Annotated in this window: 13 protein-coding genes; 6 read left to right on the top strand and 7 right to left on the bottom strand. The window is 43.3% G+C overall.

Going from position 1 to position 23,779, the window contains the following annotated elements:
• Window positions 1–23 precede the first annotated feature (23 nt).
• The 5 genes from lnt (at window position 24) to ACFEL9_RS02760 (ending at window position 6,667) form a co-directional block, all read left to right on the top strand.
• Window positions 24–1,628, top strand: a complete 1,605-nt coding sequence (gene lnt / locus ACFEL9_RS02740) for an apolipoprotein N-acyltransferase (RefSeq protein WP_385885921.1) — start codon at window positions 24–26, stop codon at window positions 1,626–1,628.
• A gap of 26 nt (window positions 1,629–1,654) precedes the next feature.
• Window positions 1,655–2,458 (top strand): alpha/beta fold hydrolase, encoded by an 804-nt coding sequence (locus tag ACFEL9_RS02745; RefSeq protein ID WP_385885923.1) that lies wholly within the window; start codon window positions 1,655–1,657, stop codon window positions 2,456–2,458.
• A gap of 8 nt (window positions 2,459–2,466) precedes the next feature.
• Complete coding sequence (locus ACFEL9_RS02750) at window positions 2,467–5,106, top strand: PKD domain-containing protein (RefSeq protein WP_385885925.1); 2,640 nt, start codon at window positions 2,467–2,469, stop codon at window positions 5,104–5,106.
• A 94-nt stretch (window positions 5,107–5,200) separates the two neighbouring features.
• Window positions 5,201–5,968, top strand: a complete 768-nt coding sequence (locus tag ACFEL9_RS02755; RefSeq protein ID WP_385885927.1) for an SDR family NAD(P)-dependent oxidoreductase — start codon at window positions 5,201–5,203, stop codon at window positions 5,966–5,968.
• A 195-nt stretch (window positions 5,969–6,163) separates the two neighbouring features.
• On the top strand, window positions 6,164–6,667 hold the full coding sequence (locus tag ACFEL9_RS02760) for a hypothetical protein (protein ID WP_385885928.1): 504 nt from the start codon (window positions 6,164–6,166) through the stop codon (window positions 6,665–6,667).
• Between the two features lie 24 nt (window positions 6,668–6,691).
• Here ACFEL9_RS02760 and ACFEL9_RS02765 read toward each other — a convergent pair whose 3' ends face one another.
• The 5 genes from ACFEL9_RS02765 to ruvA all read right to left on the bottom strand — a co-directional run bounded on the left by ACFEL9_RS02765 (window position 6,692) and on the right by ruvA (window position 17,512).
• Complete coding sequence (locus tag ACFEL9_RS02765; RefSeq protein WP_385885930.1) at window positions 6,692–7,966, bottom strand: nucleotide sugar dehydrogenase; 1,275 nt, start codon at window positions 7,964–7,966, stop codon at window positions 6,692–6,694.
• Window positions 7,967–7,984: 18 nt separating this feature from the next.
• A complete protein-coding gene (locus ACFEL9_RS02770; RefSeq protein ID WP_385885931.1) occupies window positions 7,985–8,473 on the bottom strand; it encodes an acyltransferase in 489 nt (162 codons plus the stop codon).
• 51 nt (window positions 8,474–8,524) lie between these two features.
• Entirely contained in the window at window positions 8,525–9,538 is a 1,014-nt protein-coding gene (locus ACFEL9_RS02775; protein WP_385885933.1) for a Gfo/Idh/MocA family protein, read from the bottom strand.
• Window positions 9,539–9,618: 80 nt separating this feature from the next.
• Window positions 9,619–16,890 carry a T9SS outer membrane translocon Sov/SprA gene (gene sov / locus ACFEL9_RS02780; protein WP_385885934.1) on the bottom strand — a complete coding sequence of 2,424 codons (7,272 nt, stop codon included), beginning with the start codon at window positions 16,888–16,890 and terminating at the stop codon, window positions 9,619–9,621.
• Window positions 16,891–16,930: 40 nt separating this feature from the next.
• Window positions 16,931–17,512 carry a Holliday junction branch migration protein RuvA gene (gene ruvA / locus ACFEL9_RS02785; protein WP_385885936.1) on the bottom strand — a complete coding sequence of 194 codons (582 nt, stop codon included), beginning with the start codon at window positions 17,510–17,512 and terminating at the stop codon, window positions 16,931–16,933.
• A gap of 141 nt (window positions 17,513–17,653) precedes the next feature.
• Here ruvA and ACFEL9_RS02790 point away from each other — a divergent pair, with 141 nt between their 5' ends.
• Entirely contained in the window at window positions 17,654–18,649 is a 996-nt protein-coding gene (locus tag ACFEL9_RS02790; RefSeq protein WP_385885937.1) for a beta-ketoacyl-ACP synthase III, read from the top strand.
• A gap of 127 nt (window positions 18,650–18,776) precedes the next feature.
• On the opposite strand, the gene ACFEL9_RS02795 is transcribed toward ACFEL9_RS02790, so the two are convergent.
• Window positions 18,777–23,138, bottom strand: a complete 4,362-nt coding sequence (locus ACFEL9_RS02795) for an Ig-like domain-containing protein (protein WP_385885939.1) — start codon at window positions 23,136–23,138, stop codon at window positions 18,777–18,779.
• Between the two features lie 111 nt (window positions 23,139–23,249).
• Window positions 23,250–23,777 (bottom strand): phage tail protein, encoded by a 528-nt coding sequence (locus ACFEL9_RS02800; RefSeq protein WP_385885941.1) that lies wholly within the window; start codon window positions 23,775–23,777, stop codon window positions 23,250–23,252.
• Between the last annotated feature and the right edge of the window lie 2 nt (window positions 23,778–23,779).

The following is a 23,779-nucleotide window of genomic DNA, read 5'->3' on the forward strand; positions in this document are numbered from 1 at the left end:
TATTTTTACAGAAATAAACTTTTGTGAAACGTTTTTCCAATTCCCTTACCGCTCTTTCAGGAAGTCTTCTATTGTGGGCTGCATGGCCCACGTCGCCGGTGACAATTTTAATCTTCGTTGCGTGGGTGCCACTATTATGGATTGAAGATAATAGCGACAATTGGAAAAAATTCTTTGGTCTTACTTACCTTCAAATGCTCATCTGGAATATTACTACGACCTGGTGGATATGGTATGCCAGTCCAGCCGGCGCCATTGGAGCATTTATTGCCAATAGTCTTATCATGTGCGTGCCCTGGTTGCTATTCTATTTCAGCAAGAGACAATTTGGCCAATGGATAGGATATGGTTCATTAATTATTTTCTGGCTGACATTTGAGTATATTCATCACAACTGGGATTTAAGCTGGCCCTGGCTCACATTAGGTAATTCATTTTCTACTCATCCCGAATGGGTGCAATGGTATCAATACACCGGCACTACCGGTGGTAGTCTCTGGATATTGCTCACCAATATCATTGCCTACTCCATTCTTTCGCAATACAGTAAAGGAGGAAAAACAAAGGGCTATTATATCACCCTGGCATTTTGGATTGTCTTAATAACTGTACCTATACTATTTTCAAGAATTATTCTGAGCAAGGAGAAAAAAATTGCGGGCGAAGAAATAGCGTCCGCTAAAAAAAATGTGGTGATTGTCCAACCTAATATTGATCCTTATACTGAAAAATTCACGGGTTCCATCGAATCGCAGATCCAGAAACTGGTGGTCCTATCTGAAAAACAAATTGATAAAAATACTTCCCTGGTTGTTTGGCCCGAAACGGCGATCCCGGCACAAGTGTGGGAAGACCAGATAAAGACTAATTTCTTTTATTATCCTGTGTGGTCCTTTCTTCACCGGCATCCATTTGTAAGTTTACTAACGGGCATTGATAGTTATAAAAATTATGGCCCTGATAAAAAGAAAGCGCCAAAGACAGCAAGGTTTGAACCTACCAGCCAAACCTATTACGATGCCTTTAATACGGCTGCCTTCTTTGAAGAAGATACCAGTATCCAGTTATACCATAAAGCAAAACTGGTTCCGGGGGTAGAAACGCTGCCCTCCTTTCTAAATTTCATGGGCAAATGGTTTGAAGATTTTGGCGGCATAAGTGGTACGCTTGGCAGAGATTCAGAAAGAAAAGTTTTTGTGCCGTGGGATAATCATTTTAAAGCCGCACCTATTATTTGTTACGAAAGTATCTATAGCGATTACATCACAGAATATGTACGGAAGGGCGCTAATATTTTAACGATCATTACCAACGATGGATGGTGGCGCAACACACCGGGTTACAAACAACATATGAGTTACGCCAGGCTGCGTGCCATTGAAACAAGAAAATGGATAGCGAGAAGTGCCAATACCGGCATCAGTTGCTTTATTGACCCGCTGGGCAATGTTATCAACCCTCAGCCATGGGATACAGAAGCCTCCATAAAAATGACAATCCCTGTTGATAGCAGGCAAACATTTTTTGTAAGACATGGAGATATTCTTTCACGTGCGGCAACCGTTGTTGCAATTTTGTTATTGTTGTTGACGATAGCCGTACCCATTTTCAGCAGGATTAAAAAATAAGTGGCCATTACTTCAAATCATCTTTTATGAACAAAGAAATAATCGTCCGTGATAAAAAAGTCTTTTATAGATTATTTGGTAAAGGACAGCCAGTGGTGTTGATCCATGGCTTTGGTGAACACGGTGACGTATGGCAGCGCCAGGTTGATTTTTTAAAAGATGAATTTTTATTAATTGTTCCGGACCTGCCAGGCAGCGGCCAGTCAGGTATGCTTGAGGATATGAGTATGGAAGGACTGGCAGAAATTGTCAAACTTGTTATCGACGCAGAAGCGTTAGATCTGCCCCTGGTAATGATCGGCCATAGCATGGGTGGATACATTACTTTAGCGTTTGCAAAGAAGTTCCCCCAATACCTGAAAGCTTTTGGATTGTTTCATTCAACGGCCTATGCTGATAGCGAAGAAAAAAAGGCCACCCGCAAAAAAGGAATTGAGTTCATTAATAAAAATGGGGCATTTACTTTTCTCCAAAGCACCACACCTAATCTATTTTCGCCCTTTACCAAAGACCAAACACCGCAAATAGTCGACGAATTTATAGGTGGCCTGAACAACTTTTCTGCCCCTGCACTCGTTTCTTACTACGAAGCCATGATGGACAGACCGGACACAACAGACTTATTGAAAACCACATCATTGCCGGTGCTATTTGTCATCGGTGAGCACGACAATGCCATTCCCTTCCAGGATAGCCTGGCACTAACACACCTTCCCGAAAAATCGTATATTCATATTTTGCATCAATCGGGGCATATGGGCATGCTGGAAGAAACCACAAAAAGCAATATTATACTTAAGGAGTTCTTACATGATATGAACCGCCCCTGATCCAATCCATGAAACGTCTACTACTTATATTAGCCACCTTTTTTTTATCCAAAATTTCATGGGCGGAGCATATTACCGGTGGTGAAATGTATTACAGCTTTACCGGTATGACAGCAGATGGGCTGTATCGTTATCATGTTACTTTAAAGTTATACAGGGATTGCTTTTCAGCGGGAGCGCAACTTGATGATAATGCCGCTATCGGTATTTTCAACAGGACGACCAATACTCTTGTATATAATCAACGTATTCCGAAGGCCAAAACGGAAAGGCTTCAGCTTAAGACGCCCGGACCGTGTATTACCAATGCGCCAACAGTTTGTTATGAAGTTGGATATTATGAGTTTGACATTTCCCTCCCCGCATCCGAAAGAGGTTATACCATTGCTTATCAGCGTTGCTGCCGGATTAACGGCATCAGCAACCTGACTTCATCAGGGGGCCAGGGTGCTACTTATACGGCTGACATACCAGGTACAAATGTTGTAGTCGATGCCCCAAAAAATAATAGTGCAAAATTTATCGGAGAGGATACTGTTATTGTTTGCGGTGGCTATCCTTTCACCTATAGTTTTGCGGCGGTAGATGAAGATCCGAGTGATGTGCTTCGTTACGAATTTTGTAATGCTTACCTGGGTGGCGGCCAAACCGGAAATGATGGGGGTCCTAATACGCCAGCACCCAATCCACCGGTTGGACCTCCCTATTCATCAGTCAGGTATAGCTTTCCCTTTAGTAGTACGGCTCCGTTGGGGCAAAGTGTTACCATTGACCCTAACACTGGTCTGATCTCCGGAAAATCTCCCGTCGAAGGAATCTACGTTGTGACGGTTTGTGTAAGTGAAATAAGGGACGGAAAAGTTATAGCTGTTCAGCGAAAAGATCTGCAAATAAAAGCCGGTGGATGTGATATTGCCAAAGCACAATTGAATCCTGAATACATTTCCTGCGATGGCTTCACACTCACTTTTAATAATCTTAGCAGTAGTCCTATGATCAATTCGTATTACTGGGAATTTGGAGACCCTGGAAGCGGAGCAGCTAATAACTCATCAACTTTAAAAACCCCGACACATACTTACTCCACAGCTGGCGATTATACAATTAAATTAGTCACGAATCGTAACCAGGAATGTTCGGATTCCACTACGGCCATCGTGCGGGTATGGCCCGGCTTTTTCCCTGCATTTAATTCTGATGGGATCTGTCTTACTAACCCTGTGTTGTTTACTGACCGAACCACCACTAATTACGGTGTTGTAGACAAATGGAACTGGAATTTTGGTGACAATACAACCAATGCTGACACATCTACGACAAAAAATCCAAACTGGACTTTTGCGGACACCGGCACCAAGAATGTTCAACTGATAGTCGGTAATAGCAAAGGTTGTCTCGATACTTTAATAAAAACAATGCGGGTGATAACGAAGCCACCCATTACACTGGCTTTTCGCGATACACTGATATGCGTGCCTGATAATTTGCAGTTACAGGCATCCGGCACAGGTGTTTTTAGCTGGACACCGGCAACGTCAATGATTAATTCCAATACAGCTACGCCGACTGTTAACCCTACCACCACCACTACCTATACGGTAGAATTGAATGAACAGGGATGTATTAACACGGACACCGTCCGGGTACGTGTGGTAAGGTTCGTTACACTTAATCCTATGCCGGACACGGTTATCTGCCGAACTGATTCAGTGAAGCTAAATGTTATGAGCGACGGTCTTCAGTACCAATGGACGTCCACACCTGCATCTGGCATCAGTGATCCAACAACACAAAATCCAACTGTATTACCAGTTACCGCCTCAACAAGCTATGAAGTGTTGGCAAGAATTGGAAGCTGTTCCGAAACGGCAAATATTATTGTCAGAACGGTGCCATACCCGGTTGCTAATGCGGGGCCTGATTCAATTATCTGCTATAATACCCCGGCTTACCTCCACGGCTCGCATGATGGTACTTCATTCACGTGGTCTCCCGTCAACTCTTTATCTAATCCGAATAGTTTAAATCCGATTGCTTATCCTTTCGGTACAACAGCCTATATACTTTCTTCCCATGATAACAAAGGTTGTCCTAAACCCGGATATGATACCGTGTTGATAAATGTATTACCTAAAATAGTTCCTTTCGCAGGCAATGACACCATGGTGGTGATCGGCCAACCATTACAGTTAAATGCAGAGGGAGGTGCCCGGTATCTATGGTCACCGTCAACCGGACTTAACAGCAACTCTATAAAAAATCCTGTTGCCACCTATGAACAGGTTGATACAATCCGGTATACCGTCGAGGTTTTTAATGAAGCAGGCTGTTCCGATTCTGCGTTCGTAACAGTAAAAATTTTTAAAACAATCCCCTACGTTTTTGTTCCCACCGCCTTTACGCCTAACGGGGATGGATTAAATGACGTGATCCGGCCTATTGCAGTAGGTGTTCAGCAAATCAAATACTTCCGCATCTTCAATCGCTGGGGACAAATGATATTTAGTACTACTACCAATGAACAGGGATGGGATGGAAAAATTAGCGGCGTACTCCAGGGCAGCAATGTATTCGTATGGATGGTAAGTGCTATCGATTATCTCGGCAAACCCATATTTCTAAAAGGCACGGTTACACTTATCAGGTAAAGCTTTAAGAAGTTTCAGCAGTTCAATTGGTTTAAGACGTTCAATGTTCACTCCTGCTGCCCCATTAAACCCTTAAACTTTCTTAACTTGCCGCATGCCAAAGATTGTTTTTATCACGGGAGCTACCTCTGGTTTTGGAAAAGCCTGCGCTGAAAAATTTGCTGCAAATGGTTATGACCTGATACTAAACGGCCGGCGTGAAGATCGCTTGCAGGAGCTGTGCAATTCTCTCGAAAGAAAATATAATATCGCCGGGCTGCTTCTGCCTTTCGATGTCAGAAATGAAAAAGAAGTTTTCGATGCTATTGCGGGACTTCCCGTAGAATGGAAAAAAATTGACGTTTTGGTTAACAATGCCGGCCTGGCCCTTGGCCGCGATTATTTTGAAGAAGCTGATTTGGAAGATTGGAATACCATGGTAGATACCAACGTAAAAGGTTTCATGTATGTGGCAAAAGCGGTTTCCCAATTGATGGCGTCACACAAAGAGGGACATATCATCAACATGGGCTCTGTTGCCGGTAAACAGGTGTATGAAAAAGGAAATGTGTATTGTGCTACCAAATATGCGGTAGATGCACTCAACCAGGCGATGCGAATTGATTTGCTGCGGCATAACATAAAGGTAACTGCCATTCACCCGGGAGCTGCGGAAACAGAATTTGCGATGGTTCGTTTTAAAGGTGACCAGCCTACAGCAAAAAGTGTTTACGACGGAATAAAACCTTTATCTGCCAATGATGTGGCCGATGTAATTTACTATTGCACAACGCTGCCGCCGCATGTTTGTATAAACGACCTGGTGATCACCTGTACACAACAGGCCGACGCTCTTTATTTCTTCAGAAACAAACCTGTTTAGGGGAATCCACTGATTTAAGAATTTATTAGGAACATTACTACTGATCTTTCCGTCGCTGCCTGATTACTGGTCTCAAATTTGCCGTGGTTTTACGAGGAAAATGCCCTTAAATGAGATCATTTCTACTCACAAATTATTAACTCCTGAAATTGCATTGTATTTTTATTGCAATCCAATTTCCCTATGCATCCCACTATGATTAAGACATTTTCCTTAGCACTGATAGCCACCATTTGCAGCCTGTTTTCATTTGCCCAGGATATAAAACTGCAATCTTGTGAAGATGGCCTGATAAGCAAACAGGTTGATAGTCTCAAAACTCTTTATGGAAAAGATGGCTTTGTTTTATTGAAAGAAGCATCCATTGCTATGGAAAGTGAATTTGAAATGCCTGTTATTGTTCCCCTTACGCAAGGCAGCTGGTATCAATTTGTTTTTATTGGCGACTACACATCCAGGTTATATGAAGTGAGGATGTTTGACTGGGACGAAAAGCAGGTAGTGTTTCAACAAAAAAGATGGGGCGATGTAGATGGCAACGTTATATCTTACTCATATATCCCCAAGTTGTCTGAATTTCATATGATGAAACCGGTGCAGGTCAACAAGAAGAAAAAGAAAAATCTTTGTGGCTATGTTATGTTGTTTCGTAAAAATGTGCCGGCAAACGACAGCGCCAGCATAGGACAAAAACTTTAATAGTCCTTACGACTCATCCTATCATTAATGGCCTATTCCAAAATATAGGACCCCGGCATCTTCAACTTTCTTCTTATCGACTCTATTTCTGCCATCCACGAAAAATTTAGTCCCGGATTTTGACAACTTCGCAAAATTAATTTCTCTGTACGCGGCATGCATGGTGACCAGGAACACCACTTCCACATTGTTGTCGTAAATATCAACGGCAGGTCTTAAGCCTTTTGCTTTAATTTCTTCCGGTGAAAATTCAGTATCGTGTACCCAAACTTCGAAACCGTCTCTGAGCAAGGTTTCATGAAGGAGGTAGGTAGTACTCAATGCATCCTCTTTTACATTGGGCCGAAACCCCAGGCCGAGAATCAGCGCCTTTTTGCTCTGGACTTTCCCTTTGACCAATGAGACTGCATAGTCAGCCATCCCGTTATTAATCAAACGCGACTGCTTAGCCAGTGTAAAATCCAAACCGGTCTTACTAAAATTATCAATCAAAAAATAGGGATACACCGGTGTGCAATGACCACCTACTCCGATACCCGGTTGTAATAAATTTGCTTCGCCATCTGTATTGATCAATGGCAGCAGTTTTACAAAGTCAATGCCAGCTGCATCAGCAAATCCCGCCAGTTGATTAGATAAGGCAATATTGACGTCACGATAAATCATGCCGGCCAGTTTAAGCATTTCTGCGGATTCAACCGTCTCAAGCTTTTGGAGCAATGCTTTATCAAAAAAATGTAAGTACGCATTATAGGCGCCTTCAGTCGCCTCCTGGTTAACGCCCGCAATAACCTTGGGAACTCTTTTTAATTGTTCCATCATAGTGCCGCTTTTGATTCTTTCCGGGCTATGTGCCAATAAAAAATCCTCTCCGTGTTTTTTTCCTTTTGACTCTATAACGGGTAATACATTTTGACGGGTGAATCCTACAGGAACGGAGGTCTCAATAATTATTGGAAGTTTTTGTCCGGCGTAACTAGCTATTTTGCCAATGGCTTCCAAAAAAGGGGCATCCTGGATTTTTTGGCGTTCATCAATAAGAAGCGGAATGGTAATGATGATACAATCACTGCCTTTTATGATTGAATAATCATGACTAAGGATGAGATCATTTTTTTTATGCGCCGCTGTCAGAATATCTTTTAAACCCGGCTCCTTGGTTTCATAGGTGTTGTGTTGAAATGTTTCCAACAGCTCCGGGTTGATGTCTATGGCAATAACACGAATATGATGTTGCAGAATATTAGCCGCAATAGCCTGTCCTATTTTCCCAAATCCAATTACAGCGATTGTCTTCATTTTTCAGCAGCAGGATTTTTAAAATTGCCTTACAATTTTAGCAGGGTTACCTATGACCAATGTGTTGGCGGGCACATCTTTCGTAACCACCGATCCCGCACCAATCATAGCATTCTCACCAATAGTGATGCCGCAAAGAATGGTAGCATTGCTTCCAATGGATGCGCCTTTTTTCACAAAGGTGTCTATAACCTGCCAGTCAGCGGCAGCTTTTTGTTTTCCGTCTTCTGTAGTTGCCCGTGGATACCGATCGTTAACAAACATCACACCATGCCCGATAAAAACATTATCCCCAATATGAACACCTTCACACAAAAAACTATGACTTGAAATTTTACAATTCTTTCCGATGTCTACTCCTTTTTGAATCTCGACAAAAGCTCCAACCTTAGTTTGATCGCCGATAGTGCAACCATATGCATTTACAAAGTCAAATATCCGCACATTCTCACCTACTGTAATATCCACTAAACTTTGCTTATCATTATTTATTGTAATTTTTTTCATCTGTACATCTCCTATTGCTTTTCTGCTCGAAAATTTTTATGGCTCATTTCATTATTGGTTTATTTTAACTTCTTTTCCCTTTCCCTTTATGGACTGTTGCGACGCTTCTAAAATTTTTACTACTTCCAATCCCAGCATTGCATTTGAAACAGGTTCTTTTTTACTAACTATTGACTGAATGAAATCACGGGCAACACCTACTAACGCTTCTTCACCGGAAAGCTTCGGAATATAAATATCCCCGGCACGATAATCAACCAGGATTCTATTTTTATCTTCATCGGTTTTGTATTCATAGCCTGTGTCATATACTCTTACTTTTTCCGATGGTTCAATATCATTGTATAAAATCATTTTCTTATCTCCCCCAATCAATGTTTGTCGCACCTTAACAGGCGAGGTCCAGGAAGAATTGATGTGAGCAATAAAGTTGGAACTATAGTTGATAGTCATGTAGGCAATGTTCTCCACGCCGTTATGAGTATGAGAAATGCCCGTGGCGTTTACACTTTCCGGAGTTTCATTGATCAGGTAAAGAAGCATTGAAATATCATGTGCCGCAAGATCCCACAATACATTTATATCGAACTGAAATAATCCGAGGTTTATGCGGGATGAATCAAAATAACGGGGCTGCCCCAACACACCTGAATCAATCAACTCTTTTATTTTTTTAACGGCACCTGTATAAAGAAACGTGTGATCCACCATTATACTAAGATCCTTTTGCTTAGCAATGTCAATCAATTCATGCGCCTCTGCAGCTGTTGCTGTCATTGGCTTTTCTATCAGCACATGCTTACCACTCTGCAAAGCTTTTTTTGCCAGCTCAAAATGGGTAGAGACAGGGGTAGCAATTACTATTGCATTGATAGACGTGTCATTGATAATATCTTCAGACCGGCCTGTACAATGAACCGAGGGAAACATCTTCCTGGCAACACCTAATCTTTCAATACGGCTGTCGGCAATAGCCTTCACCATACAATCACTCAAAAAGAAATTTCTTACAATGTTAGGTCCCCAATAACCATATCCTATAACGCCAATATTTATACTTGCCATTGTATTGCTTACCAGAAGGTTAAAATTGGAGCTAAAAATAAGCCGAAACCTCTTATTCCGCCTTTAAAAATCACTGAAGATTATTGTGCCAACGATATCCTTACCTGCAAGCCGCCCCTGGTATTGGTGATCGGGAATGCATTACTGATCTTGGGAATGTTGCGGGTTTGATCAAAGTAGAACTTCAGACTTACCCGATTATTTAAAATATAGTCAATAGACGGTCTAATACTTATCACTTTCTGCCCGGCTGTTCCAAAAGAAGTTCCCTGGTCCAGCTTACTATTTGCAGTAGCATCATCACGCAAGCTGAAGTCGAAACGGAAGGTTACATCATTATCGAGCTTCATTCCTTTTTTACCAATCTTGACATTTTTCAGCAACGGTAAACCCTTCTTCCGATAGTTGAACCCGAAGGTCATTTCTGTCGAGCGATTTTCTGCTAATTGATAATCGATCAGGCTCAAACTCAATGTTCTTGATTTCCTGAATTCCGTACGGATGGATAACTGGTTGGTAAAAGTCAGGTCTACCTCGATCAATGGATCAAAGCTTTCCTGGATGGTAATATTAGGGACAAGGAAATAAGGCACATAACCCGTTAACGTATCAAAGAAATAAGGATAGCCAACTCTAAACGGATCCTGGAATAAAAGAGCCGTATTAAAGCTATTCATACTTAAAGTGCTATGATACCCGTGTTTAATATTAACGTTGGAAAATATCTTGTCAAGGCCCGCTATTCTTGATAAACCATTATAGCTTACTGTCCAGTTAGGTTTCGGCATCAGTGATTTAAATGGATTTGACCGGATATTCGGATTATTGTTTTTAAATAATGAAACTGTATTGGGATCTTTCTTTCCATAAGCAGCGAGGAAAGATGGGATCACTACTTCCTGCGCATAGCGGCCATAACCTTCGTAGTAACCATTAGCATCGGTATTACCACTTTGATAAGGATTGAGCTTCGCCAGGCGTTGTGAAAGCAACAGCCTGTTTGCCTCAAACTGTTTAAATGTTTCGGATGTTACGTTCGGATCAAACTTGGTAAACATCGTTTGGTAAGAAATATAGCTGATGCTAAAGCTTCCTAATGCATAAGGATTTAGCCTTGCCAGACCTGCACTGCCTGTTGTATCCTTATAAAGCTCAGAATAGTTCTTGCTGAATGATTTATCCAGGTTTAAATCGATATTAAGGTCACGGAATGGACTTACCTGGGCAGTTATGTTCAGTCGCTGGCTATAACGTTGCTGGATCATCGCTGATACCAACGAATCTCTTGACAACAATCCCTTCGCTCCAAAACGATTGATCCAGTTGGTATCGGGTTGGTATCCGAAAATAAATCCAAAACCAGGTTCGCCGCTCTTCAGATTTTGACCCAATACTTTGGTACTATCCATATAGCCCGGCAGCGTTGTTCCAAAATCTTCGTTGTATTGTATACCCACTCTCTTTAATGAAGTAGCGATTCCTCCCACTGCTCTGACAATTCCGTTTAATTCCGGAAGTTCATTTCTTCTTTGTTCTTTTAGCTTTCTTCTTTCTTCTCTTTCCTTTCTGCGGGCTTCACGTTTTGCCTTTCTCAATTCTTTAGCAGACATATTAGCCTTTAACGAATCCGGTATTTCGAATTTAGGTTTTACGGGCTTGTTATCGACCTTTTTTGTGTCCTTCAGACCTGCGGTATCCTTTGATTTTTTATTACCTGTTGGCGCTGTGTTCACGGCTCTTAAGAACCTTGACTTACTATACAATTGTTCAAAGTTCAGCTCACTGGCAATGGTTCTTGTTTGTGTATTGGCAAGTGTGTTACCAAGACTCTTGGCCAGCAATGACGCCGCTAACCAGTTATATTGAGTAGTGTAGGTAACTCTTAAAGTTGTCCAGTCAAGCAAAGGAATTTTTTGTGTAGGCACGGTATAAGATAAACTTGCCTGCTGCGCATATTGGGTATTACGACCGCCGTTGAATACATTTTTCCTAACAGAGTCTTTTTTCTCTTTTGTATCAATGCGACCAAAAGGTTCATCGATGCGGGCATAATTGGTAGCCGTAAAATCGAGAGTGATCGATTTGGTAAGACCCCATTGCAAAATATAGTACCGGTCGAAAGTGAAGTATTTGTCGTAAGTCTCAGGTATTTTATATGGACCACCACCTACATTACGCGGCCTTGTAGCACCAAACTGGCGGAAAATATCGGCCCTGAACGATAACTGTGAAGGCACATAGTTGAAGTTAATGTCTTTTACCAATGCCATCCATTTCGATCTTGATTTCAGATTTTTAAATGGCTCCAGGTACTTTGGCTGCGGTGCATAGTTATAACCCACTGCACCACGGGTGCGCCGCATTTCATAATTATCAATAAGTGGGTTTTGCTGCTGGGTTTCTATATAAGAATAGTTAAGATCAAAATTGGTGACACTCCAAATCTTAGGTTGTTTACCATCTGTCTTTACTTTTTTGACATTGGTGAAGTTCACTGTCTTGATAGTAGTGATATCCTGCGCATCCCTCCGGATAGAATCTTGATCAGCTTTGTCTGGCGTAGCATTGATTTTATCCTTGAGTTTTATATCCAGGTCATAGGGATCATACTCCGGTGTGCTGGTGATGCGGCTAATACCCGCATATACGGGTATCTGGATGCCTAATTGTTTAGGCAATAATTTACCAGCATCGATGTTAGCGGAAAGGTCAAAAGTATAAAGGTCTTCACGGCTGCGCTGATTCACTCTTTGTTCCAATGTACCAAATCCTCGACTGCGGGCTGTACCGGCTAATGTCAGGCTACCAAGATCAGCCAACTTTAAATCAACACGACCTAATGCCGCCCATCCACCTTTTTCGTCAAGATTGGAAAAACGAAGTTCATTAAACCAAACTTCAGCGCAGGCTGTCGGAAGATTGGTGTTTTCAACAGCCAGCATCATGCCTTTTACTTCACCCAGGTTGGGGTTGCCGATCACTGCATATGTTCTACCATCGGCCAAAACTTCACTATAATGAACTGAAGGGGGCGCACCTTGTTGATTGCGGCGTGATTTAAGCCGGCTCAATTCCTGCAGATCAAAATCAAGGTTATTTTGCTCGGGCCAAATTCTCAAGCTATCCGTTTCACCCCAGGCTGTTTTTTTCAATGGAATTCTTACTTCGTAATAGTTGCCCTGGAAATCATTTCCTATCCTGACGATTGCCGTCAATGAATTATCCTGTATAGCCGCGTCACTGCCACTTCCCTCAGCATGAACGAACATCCGCATTTTTCCATATTGGCGCATATCCATATTCATGGTCTTGAATACAGCACGGGATTCTTTATTAGGTAAGTTGCACAGTTGCATGCTTAGGGCCTGCTCATTCAAAAACAACTGAACATTGTTATTGCTCAACTGTTGCTGTCTTTCAATACCGGGCGGACTTACATATCTTATCGGTTCACGTTGATCATTCTCCTCCAGGTTAACAGCCAGGGTATTTACAACCACGGGATCGTTTGATGGAAGATTTACGTATTGACCCGTTGTATCAATTTTATACTGGAACTGACGCCATTGATTTCTTACCAATTCGATCTTTCCAAAACGCATAACCACCGAATCATCAAAATCAGTTAAGAACATTCGAATAAAGCGTATTGACTTGAAATCTGGAATATTACCAACCTTGGTTTCAAATTCAGAAACCGGGATACGGAACAGGTACCATCTTTCTGTTCTGCTGGACTGATCAGGCAGAGTCACCTGCACATTTCTTACATCGGTAATAAAATTAGTACCGGGTGTCATGAAAGGTTTGATGTCAACTTTATATTGGAAATATTCTTCTGCTTCATTCAATGTATTATCACGATTCAATTCCTCTGCATCGGGATACTGCGTAAAGGCATTTACAAACTGGCTATTGTTATTAGATATCGGCGAGTTGCCATTCGGATTGTTGATGTCTTTATACCTTGCAAGAATGCCCGCATTTGCTGCGTCATAGCTGGCATCACGATAAGGTTTGAAATTATCAGCCGATGGATCGTTCAATGCTTTGGCATAAGCCGTCGGTGCAGTCGCCTGCAGGTTGCTTAAATAAGTACTGAATTTTGTTTTTTCCTCATCATCGGTCAATCCATCAAACCCGACATCCTGGTATTGCCTGTCGCTGGGTTCATTGCTGAACGCATTGGTTATTTGCAAAGGATTGGAAGGCACTTTACCCCAAACTGTATTGTTATCTACCTGCGCATTGTTGGTAGGCGTTGGTAAGCCATTTTCATATTGACGCTTCCCATCTTTTAATACATCCTCAGAAATGGTACCGAGGTTGAAATATAGTTTACCACCACTGCTCGCTGTATTTAAAATATAAGGATCCTGCATCCAGAATTCGATATACTCGATGTTGCTGGTCTCAAAGTCCGTTTGATCTATATTACGCATGATACCACCCCAAGCTTGTTTAGGATTGACCAAACGGCCTTCCGCATTGATGCGGCCTCCCCTGTACTCATAGTTATAGGGACCTTTCTCTTTGGGGTAATAAGCGAGGTCAAAGGTGGTTAACAATCCTTGGCCAAAATCGGTAGTTCGTTGCGGAAAAATTTCTCTTTGCAAAACCTGTCTTGTTTCAGGCTTCGATAATTCAGCAGGATTGTTGCGTAGCGGATTATTGGTATTGTTCCTTTCCTGTAAAACAGGTTCAATATTATACCAGGCTAGTTTCGCCCGGTTGTAACCACTGGCCAAATCATTGGTCAATCCAGATTCCGGAAATAGCGGCGACACTCCACCTGGTCCATTATTACCCTGAGGTACCGATGCCAGGTTCCAACTGATGAGCGGAAAACGAAGATCAATGCCTGAACGGGTGCCTTCAAAGTCATCAATAAACACCTGCCCTGCACTTCCCTTTCCAATCTGTGGAGCATGCCCCGGTTGCAGCATTGCTGCTTCTGCATAGGCCGATACTGATGACGTTTCCTGTGAGTTGTAAAAAGGTAATTTATTCAACCATTTGGTAAGTCTTGGCCAATCACTTTTATAATCTACATCCAAACCATACATGGTGTTGCGAATCGGATCATCACCATACGATTGTTTTACAAAAAATGGTCTTTCACCTAATCTTGCAATCGTTCCACCGAGGGTTAATTTTTTATTGGCAAAATAATCAAGGCGCAGGCCCATATAATTTCGCTGCTGTATACCAAAGGCTGCCTGGTTTTCATATTGGATGTTAACCGGCACACCTGAACTAATGATAGATTGGTTGATAACCCTTAGCGTTCCAAGGTCATAGTTGATTTCATAATCAATATTTTCCTGTAGCAGCTGGCCGCCTGCTGTCACAGTAACGGAGCCACGCGGTATATTAAATCCTAACTGGAAGTCACCGGTCGAAGAAGTTTTTGATTTACCATTTATTTCAAAGCGATTTAGGTTAGCGTAGGTTTGGGCAATGGCTTTGATGGTATCGTATAGCGGGTAATACAAATATTTGCTGCGTTCTACCTGCGATGGATACACATAATCGAGATCGTGACCGAAAGGTTCCAGCACCGGGAAGATAATCCGGCTCATGGATGATAAAATGGTGAAGCCTTCTATAAAGTCGAATATACCATCGGGTTGGGGATCATTCTGATTGTTTAACCGATCAAGATTTACCTGCGAGATCAATGGCTGTCCCTGGTACTGCGGCAATACATCAGCTGGTGGCAAATATCTTTTTTCACCCAGGCTTGGCTCTTCATATAAAACGTCCAGTTTGAAATCCGTTCGTTCCAATTGGCCATAACCAACGGAATAAACGTTTTTCATCATCAGGTCCCAAATGGGAAGATTGGTACGTTGTGAAGTCGCTTTTAATAGTTTTAAGAATAATACTTTTTGTGTTGTTCCGGAGACATCAGGCGGAATATCCTGTGAAAACTCACCCACCTGGTACACTCTACCATTATAGGTGTACTGAAATGCCACACCCAATACCTCATCGGGTTGCAAAGGTTGTTGCAGAGAAAGAAAACCAATTTGCGGGTTGTAGTAATACTCGGATGGTGAGAGTTTACGGGCAAAGGTTTTTTCGAAATCCTGCACCGGCAAAAAGCCCATGCCTGTTAAAACACCCTGCACCAAAGTAGAGTTACGGGAGTTGGGATTAGAAAGGATGTTATCATAAATATTATTCGCCCGGTTCTGAGGCAGGGCATTCGGATTACCCGGAGGACCATGAAAGGGGTTGCCCTCACCTAAGTCCATTAAGGCAACAATATCTCTTACATTTGTATCGGCCCGGTTACGATTGGTCACCCACACTTCCATTCTTAATATTTGCACAGCTGAATTCACAACCGGCAAATTGCTCATGGCTTTGTTGTAATTATTGCGGAAATATTGAGCCAACAGGAAGTGCCGGTTTTCTTCGTATTCATCAGCCTTTAATGAAAATGCCTGCATAGCTGAACCGCCCTGCATATCCAGTGATTGGCGTTGTGCTCTTTGATTGGCCAACACACCGGTAACGAAAAGTTTTCCAAACTGCAATTGAGTTTTGATACCAAACAATGATTGTGCACCAGGGATCAATGTCCCTTTGGAGGTAAAGTTTACATTTCCCAACTGAAACTGCTTGATGATCTCATCGTCCTTACCCTGGTAGTTAAGGTTGAGCTGGTTTTCAAATTCAAAATTCGCCAGTGTGTTATAGTTAATCGGCAATTTTAATTTGTCCCCAATATTTGCATCCACCTGCAACTGAGCATTCATATTAAAATCAAGCCCGCCGTTTCTTCTTGCCCGCTCAGGCAGAGTGGGGTTTTTAATATTCTGTCCCTGGTAGCCTGCAAGCAGATCAACATAACCGGAAGGTTTAATATCGATCTTTCCAACACCGACTATCCGGTTAAACCATCCTTTCTGCGTAGTAAATTTTGGTTTGAAAAGGCGGCGGTTCATCTCGGAGAGCATATCCGCTCTTTTTCTGAAATAAGCATTTTCGTCTTTCTTGCCTTGCAAGCGCAAAAACTCGTCACGACCAAAAGAAACAGGTGTGCGATAGTTCTTACCACCGATTTTTTCAATGACATAATACTCCCCGGTCAACGGATCATATTCAACATTTCTTTTAATGAAGGCCGTGTCCTTTAAGTCGAAAGTATTGCGATTGGGATTAGTATACGGATCGCCATATCGATCCGTCAGCGGATAACGCAACGTGTCTTTACGGGATGTGTCCTGCACATTGGAAACAGGGTTTTGAAAATAACGGGCATTCGCATGACCCGATACAATCAATAGGATGATGGCAGACACTATCACCTTACGGAAGATATGAACAGTATTGGCGTTCAAGTTTTTCTCAGAATCAATTAGTCCAGAAAATAATAGGTTATCAGAGGTTACGCAACGCCTTTTTGATCAACTCCTCTACTGGCAAGCCTGGTTCAGATGCCAGCACTTTTTTTACAGCCTGTTCGGCAGCTGAACGGGTGATTCCCAAAGCCGTCAGTGCATTAAACGCATCCTGATGCAAAGTATTGCTTTTCAATGGTGAAATATTTGCTTCAATCGGATGCTTGGCTAGCTTATCTTTTAGTTCCAATACTATTCTTTCAGCGGATTTTTTGCCAATGCCTTTTATACTTTCCAGGGTCCTGATATCGGATTGTACAATGGCCGTGGCCAATTCATCTGGTTTCATGTACGACAGCATCATCCGGGCAGTAGAAGCACCAATGCCCGACACACTGGTGAGTTGCTGAAACATTTCCTTTTCAGCCATTTCAAAAAATCCGAATAATAAATGCGCATCCTCCCTAATAATAAGGATAGTATGCAATAAACCTTTTTCTAAATCCTGGATGCGGGTATAGGTGTTAAGGGTAACCTGCACTTCGTATCCAACGCCGTTTACTTCAATATAAACTTGGGAGGGAGTTTTGCGTACAAATTCACCTTTCAGGTAAGCTATCATGGCTGCGAAAATAAGAGAATTAACAATAAGCAATATGCAATTGGCAATCAACACTTGACGGCCGGGAAGCTAGACCTTTGCCTATTGCTAATTGCCTGTTGCCCCGTACCTTTGAGCACTTTTAGTTGAAAAACTCACTACATGACAAGCAAAAAGATTACTGCTGCAATTACCGCTGTCGGCGGCTATGTTCCCGAAGATAAACTCACCAATTTCGACCTGGAAAAAATGGTAGACACCAATGATGAATGGATACGTACAAGAACAGGCATTGTGGAACGAAGAATATTAAAAGGAGAAGGAAAAGCTACTTCTGATATGGTGGTGCCGGCTGTAAAACAACTTTTGGAAAAACGAGGCATCAGCCCGATGGAAATAGATTGCCTGATAGTGGCTACCGTTACACCTGATATGGTTTTTCCTGCCACGGCCAATATAGCCTGCGATAAATTGGGCGCTAAAAATGCATGGGGTTTTGACGTATCGGCAGCATGCTCCGGATTTTTATATGCACTTACACTGGGTGCATCATTAATCGAAAGTGGCCGATATAAAAAAGTGATAGTGGTAGGCGCCGATAAGATGAGTGCTATCATTGATTATACAGATCGAAATACCTGTGTTTTGTTTGGCGATGGCGCCGGCGCCGTATTGCTGGAACCCAACCATGAAGGTTACGGAATATTGGACAGTTTATTAAAAAGTGACGGTTCAGGTGCTGAGTTTTTACACATGAAAGCGGGGGGCTCTTTAAAACCTGCGAGCATTGAAACCGTAAATAACCGGGAACATTTTGCCTACCAGGACGGTCAACCCGTTTTCAAGGCGGCGGTAAAAGGAATGGCTGATGTAAGTGCTGAATTATTAGAAAGAAATAAACTTACCGGAGACGACATTGCCTGGCTGGTGCCACACCAGGCTAACCTGCGCATCATTGACGCTACAGCCAATCGGATTGGTTTATCCAGGGAAAAAGTAATGATCAACATACAGAAATACGGCAACACCACGGCCGCTACTATACCACTCTGCCTTTGGGACTGGAAACATGAAATAAATAAGGGCGACAATATTGTATTAGCTGCATTTGGTGGTGGGTTTACCTGGGGGGCAACGCTGGTGAAGTGGGAGTATTAATAACTTTCACATTCGACCATTTCATATTTTTAGTGTTGCATTAATTGATTTACAAGTATTAGTTATAAAATCAAAACAGCCGAAATTACTTCCGGCTGTTTTGATTCTTCCTTATAAAGTGTCGTGCCTATTTTGCCACAATCATCTTTTTGCTTATTACAAAAGGCTTACCATTTGCATCTATCGCCAGCAGGCGATATAGATAAATACCCGCCGCTAGTTTTGTCGCATCAACCCTTGCCTGGTGGTAACCGGCACTCATATTTCCTTCCGTTAGCTGTGCCACTTTTTGACCAAGTTGATTGTATACTGAAAGACTTACATGTGCATCCACAGGAAGCTCGTAACGGATGGTACTAATCGTACTGAAAGGGTTCGGATAATTTTGCGCCATTATGTACTCTTTTACCTCCGTATTTTTCGTTATCAGTTGAGAAGACGACGACCTGGTAGCAATCTGGCATGGGCCTGATTCAGTATATACCGGCCCGTTATCAACAGCTGTCACACCACTCTGGCTGATAGGCGCTACGGCTTTAACCGTCGCCGTGGCCGTATTACCATTAACATCTGTTACCTTCAAATGTATGGTATATACCCTGCCATTACCACCGTCCATTCGTTCACGTCGCAACTCAACAGACTTGCAATTGGATGCAATCTTCATATCATCTGTCGTATTGCCGTCCGCATTACCCGGCGCATTTTCGGCTTCATCACTGGTAACATGAGTGATGACCACATTCGCAACAAGGATGTTTCCGCAATTATCGGTTACCGAGCTAACACATTGCGATACCGTTATCTTCTGGTATTTATGATTAGGCGACCACAAAAGAACAATTGGGTTAGGATTAGTATTAATAACCGGCGCCTGGTCATCAGTAACAGTCACGGTAAATGAACAATTGTCGGTTCCTTCGCTATTTGTCGCTGTGCAATTCACCGTCGTTGTTCCAACCGGGAAGGTATAAGGAGAGGTAATTGTTGTTGATCCGATTTTGTATACAATTGTTGGTGATGGAATACCTGTTGCGGTTGCAGCAAACGAAACCGACGCATCACACTCACCTGACGCTGCTGCTGTCGTGATATTGGAAGGACAGGTTATAACCGGCGGCTCAGTGCATCCTGTTGCAGCAATGATGCTCACCGGGTTTGAGCTGTAAATGCTTACACAACTTGAATTTTGATACCTTACATAGATATTATAATCACCCGGGGCCAACAGGTCAAATGTATTGGATGTTCCCCACTCGCCGGCATTAAGCCTATACTCTAAAGTTCCCGAAGAACCTGTAGCATTTACCACGATAGTTCCGGTTGGTACGGCACAGGTTGGTTGTGTAACTGTTGGTGCGGTGACTACCGGGAAAGTGCTCACCGTTATCGAGCCAGTTGTTGATACATTTCCACAGCCCCCTGTAAGCGTTACCGTATAGTTAAACGTTCCTCCTACCGTTGGACTGCCGCTGATCGTTACCACATTGGCCAGCCATGAGCCGTTTACACCTGCTGGCAAACCAGTAACGCTGGCACCTGTGGCGCCGGTGGTAGCATAAGTAATATCGGTAATTGTAGCATTGTCACATACCGCCTGCGCATCGGTGCCTGCAGCAGAAGTAAGTGAAATGGAATTATTCGATGCGATGGATACCGTTACCTCTGCACAAGTGGTGGTGTTACAGGTGCCACTATACCGTACATAATAGGTGGTCGTACTTGTTGGAGAAACAGTGATGGCATCACCCGTTCCTGCCGGAGTGCCATCACATGAACCGGTGAACCATTCTGTTGTGGCGCCAGTTCCTTTGGTTCCGCCAGCTACAGTTAAAATAGTGCTGCCTCCATTACAGATGGTTGTAGTACCGGTGGCGCCGGTTGGTGCAACGGATAGTTGATTAACTGTCACAACCTGGGTTGGCCCATCAGTACTTGCGGGGCAAGGTGCAGTCGTATTCTCAATCCGCACCCAATAAGTGGTGGTGCTCGTTGGTGATACTGTAAGCGTTGAAGAAGTTTCTCCTGTTAATGGCGAAGTTCCCACTATACTGCCTGTGCCCCACTGGTAATTGGCACCGGCTCCTAAAGTACCTCCTATAGCTGTTAATATAGTGGAGCTTCCATTACATATTGTTGTTGTTCCGGCAATGCTGGTTGGTGCAACGGAAGGCTGGTTAACCGCTACCTCTTGTGTAACACCACCAGTGTTGGCAGTACAGGGTGCTGCCGTATTCTCAATCCGCACCCAATAAGTGGTAGTGCTGGTTGGTGACACTGTGAGCGTTGAAGAGGTTTCCCCAACTAATGGTGAAGTGCCCACTATGCTGCCTGTTCCCCATTGGTAGTTTGCTCCTGTACCTAAAGTGCCTCCTACAGCTGTTAAAGTAGTGGAGCTTCCATTACATATCGTGCTTGTTCCGGTAATACTGGTTGGTGCAACGGAAGGCTGGTTAACTGTTACCACCTGGGTAACTCCGCTGGTGTTTGGATCACAAGGAGCAGCCGTGTTTTCAATCCGCACCCAATAAGTGGTAGTGATGGTTGGTGACACTGTAAGCGTTGAAGAGGTTTCCCCCGCTAATGGCGAAGTTCCCACCACACTGCCTGTTCCCCACTGGTAATTTGCACCTGTGCCTAAAGTTCCTCCTACGGCTGTTAATGTGGTTGAGCCCGGATTACAATAAATTGTTGTCCCGGAAATGCTGGATGGTGCAATTGATGGAATATTCACTGTTAGCGTTGCACTACTGGAATTTGCTGTTCCGCAATGATTGCTGGCTTCTACATTATAGTTGGTCAAAGCATCGCCTAATTGAACATTAGTGATGGTTAAAGTGGCGGTATTAGCGCCTGAAACGGTAGAGCCGGAAGCCTGGAGACCATCCACCAATGCTGTTGTACCGATACGCCAATGAATAGTTGGCGGAGGCGTCCCTGTAATAGTTGACGTAAATGTAGCTGTACCGCCAACGCAAGCAGTCGTATTGACGGGGTTGGTAACTATTGGTAATGTATTGACGGTAATATTTGCCCTGGCGGGTGAGGTTTCTGATGCGGGCACATTGTCCACCTGGGTGTTTACTGTTGCAGTACCCCCTGTTCCGTTTGAAGTAAACAGAGCAGTTGCAGTTCCGCTCGCCTGAATAGTTGATTGTTGGGACGAAAGACTTCCCAGTGTTTGGCTCCAGGTAACAGGTAATCCAATTAACACCGGCAGGTTTGCCAATAGAATGGCTTCGCCTGCTGAATTGGAAAGGAAACTGGTGGTAACGGTCGTGGTATTACCCAGCCCGGCCGTTGTATTACAAATTGGATTAGGGGAGGCTGTGGTCTTCAATTGTAGCCATTTGGTGAGCGTCATTGTACCGCCTGCTGCCAGGGCTGTTGCATCATTCGTACCCGGGCCGGTATTTACACCCCACCAGTTATTATCTGCTATCGTTGTATTAACAGTAGATCCACCGGTTTGAGCAATAACATTCGCCAAAGGCGGATTGCTGGTATTAGCACAAGTATTACCAATAAACCGGTTGTATCGTAATGTTAAAGCACCGTTGGTATTAAGAACAGCCCCGGCATGGCTGGTGGGATTTAATGCCTGGTTATTTAAAAAGGTATTTTTCTCTACTGTATATGTTCCTCCGTTACCACCTCCTGTCGTGCTTAATGCTCCGCCATCACCACCGGTAATAGTAGTCTTGTTACTTGTAAAAATAGAGCCTGTAATTAAAACGATACCCAGCCCATTATAGCTAACAGCGCCGCCCGCACCACCTGCAGTATTATTGGTAAACGTGCAATTGGTAATCGTAAGATTATGGGAAGCGAGACCGGAACTTTGTGAAATGGCACCACCATTAGCAGTTGCGGAATTTAAATCAAACAAACAATTTGTTAATGTAGTTACATCGCTCGGTCTGCCCGCAAGAATAGCACCGCCGCTTACAGGTGCTGAGGCAACACCACCGGTTATTTTTACACCTGAAATGTTTAAGGTGATATTCCCCCCACCTGCAACAGTAGAATTCGGATGAGCATCTATAATTCTGTCCGCACCGGTTGTCTGGGAAATAATAGTACTAGCTGGTCCGGCGCCGTTTATACTTACAGTCTTGGTACCCGTTGCAGGAGCAAGCAGATCCAAATCGCCAATAGCAGCGTTAGGGGCACCAGCTGTTTCTCCGGTACCGGCAATACTCAGAATTAATATTGCAGCCGGAAGTGAAATGGTAATATTCGAACCGGATGGTTCCCCATTTGTAGCCATGACTGCTTCCCGTAAACTGATCAACCCATCCGCTCCAGGAGCACCTGTCAACGTCGCGATGTTGGTGGTATTTCCATCCACCACATCATTGGTAGTGGTAACAACAATGGTTTGCGAAAAAACGGTCTGGCTTATTATACAAAAAATTAAGCCAATTATATTTTTAACAGCCCACGATTTCTTTTGCCTGTTAGTTTTAGCGTTGTAAATCTGAAACATAATTTATACCTGTTTTAGTTCGGTGATGAATTGTTTTGTGTTGATTTCAGCAAAACGGCAATTAACAGATTTGGATTCCTATGCGTGAGAAGTATTGTTTCCATTTTTCCATTATGTTCTTGGCGGGAATACTCCCTGCAAAGCGATACAATAATAAAAGGTCAGGTACGGCATCATATTATTATGCGGTTGGAAGCTCCCGGTAATACCGGCAGCGCCGGGGTTCATGACAGCATTGGGAGTACCTGCCTTGTACCAAAATATATCCCTGTCTGCACCCGGGCCCGATGATACATTACTGGCAGGAGAAGCTAAAGAACCATCACCGTTATTTGCTCTCATGGTATGGCTATGGGAAGGAATCTCCGATTCAAGTAATGTTACCGTTTCCGATCCTCCCGTTTCACCAAGATCGTGCAAGGATAAACCAGGCCCCTGCCCGGGGTGCATAGGTGCGCTGCCCTGCAAGTTGGGAAGGGCAAAATTGCTTTTCCCGTCACCACCATACGTGGTACCCAGCAAAGAAAACAACGCCGTATTCTGTGATAGGGGCATTAACTGTCCATCACACCATGCCCAGCCCTTGGGAGGGAAGTTGAAAGGAAAGATTCTGATTTCTGCTACAAATGGATCCGCCATAT

The organism is Terrimonas alba, from assembly GCF_042434975.1.
Lineage (GTDB): Bacteria > Bacteroidota > Bacteroidia > Chitinophagales > Chitinophagaceae > Terrimonas_B > Terrimonas_B alba.

Excerpts from the sequence above, each read along its gene's own strand:
- ACFEL9_RS02745 (WP_385885923.1), top strand. The coding sequence starts at position 1,655 with ATGAACAAAGAAATAATCGTCCGTGATAAAAAAGTCTTTTATAGATTA.
- ACFEL9_RS02750 (WP_385885925.1), top strand. The coding sequence starts at position 2,467 with ATGAAACGTCTACTACTTATATTAGCCACCTTTTTTTTATCCAAAATT.
- ACFEL9_RS02755 (WP_385885927.1), top strand. The coding sequence starts at position 5,201 with ATGCCAAAGATTGTTTTTATCACGGGAGCTACCTCTGGTTTTGGAAAA.
- ACFEL9_RS02760 (WP_385885928.1), top strand. The coding sequence starts at position 6,164 with ATGATTAAGACATTTTCCTTAGCACTGATAGCCACCATTTGCAGCCTG.
- ACFEL9_RS02765 (WP_385885930.1), bottom strand. The coding sequence starts at position 7,966 with ATGAAGACAATCGCTGTAATTGGATTTGGGAAAATAGGACAGGCTATT.
- ACFEL9_RS02770 (WP_385885931.1), bottom strand. The coding sequence starts at position 8,473 with ATGAAAAAAATTACAATAAATAATGATAAGCAAAGTTTAGTGGATATT.
- ACFEL9_RS02775 (WP_385885933.1), bottom strand. The coding sequence starts at position 9,538 with ATGGCAAGTATAAATATTGGCGTTATAGGATATGGTTATTGGGGACCT.
- ruvA (WP_385885936.1), bottom strand. The coding sequence starts at position 17,512 with ATGATAGCTTACCTGAAAGGTGAATTTGTACGCAAAACTCCCTCCCAA.
- ACFEL9_RS02790 (WP_385885937.1), top strand. The coding sequence starts at position 17,654 with ATGACAAGCAAAAAGATTACTGCTGCAATTACCGCTGTCGGCGGCTAT.
- ACFEL9_RS02795 (WP_385885939.1), bottom strand. The coding sequence starts at position 23,138 with ATGTTTCAGATTTACAACGCTAAAACTAACAGGCAAAAGAAATCGTGG.
- ACFEL9_RS02800 (WP_385885941.1), bottom strand. The coding sequence starts at position 23,777 with ATGGCGGATCCATTTGTAGCAGAAATCAGAATCTTTCCTTTCAACTTC.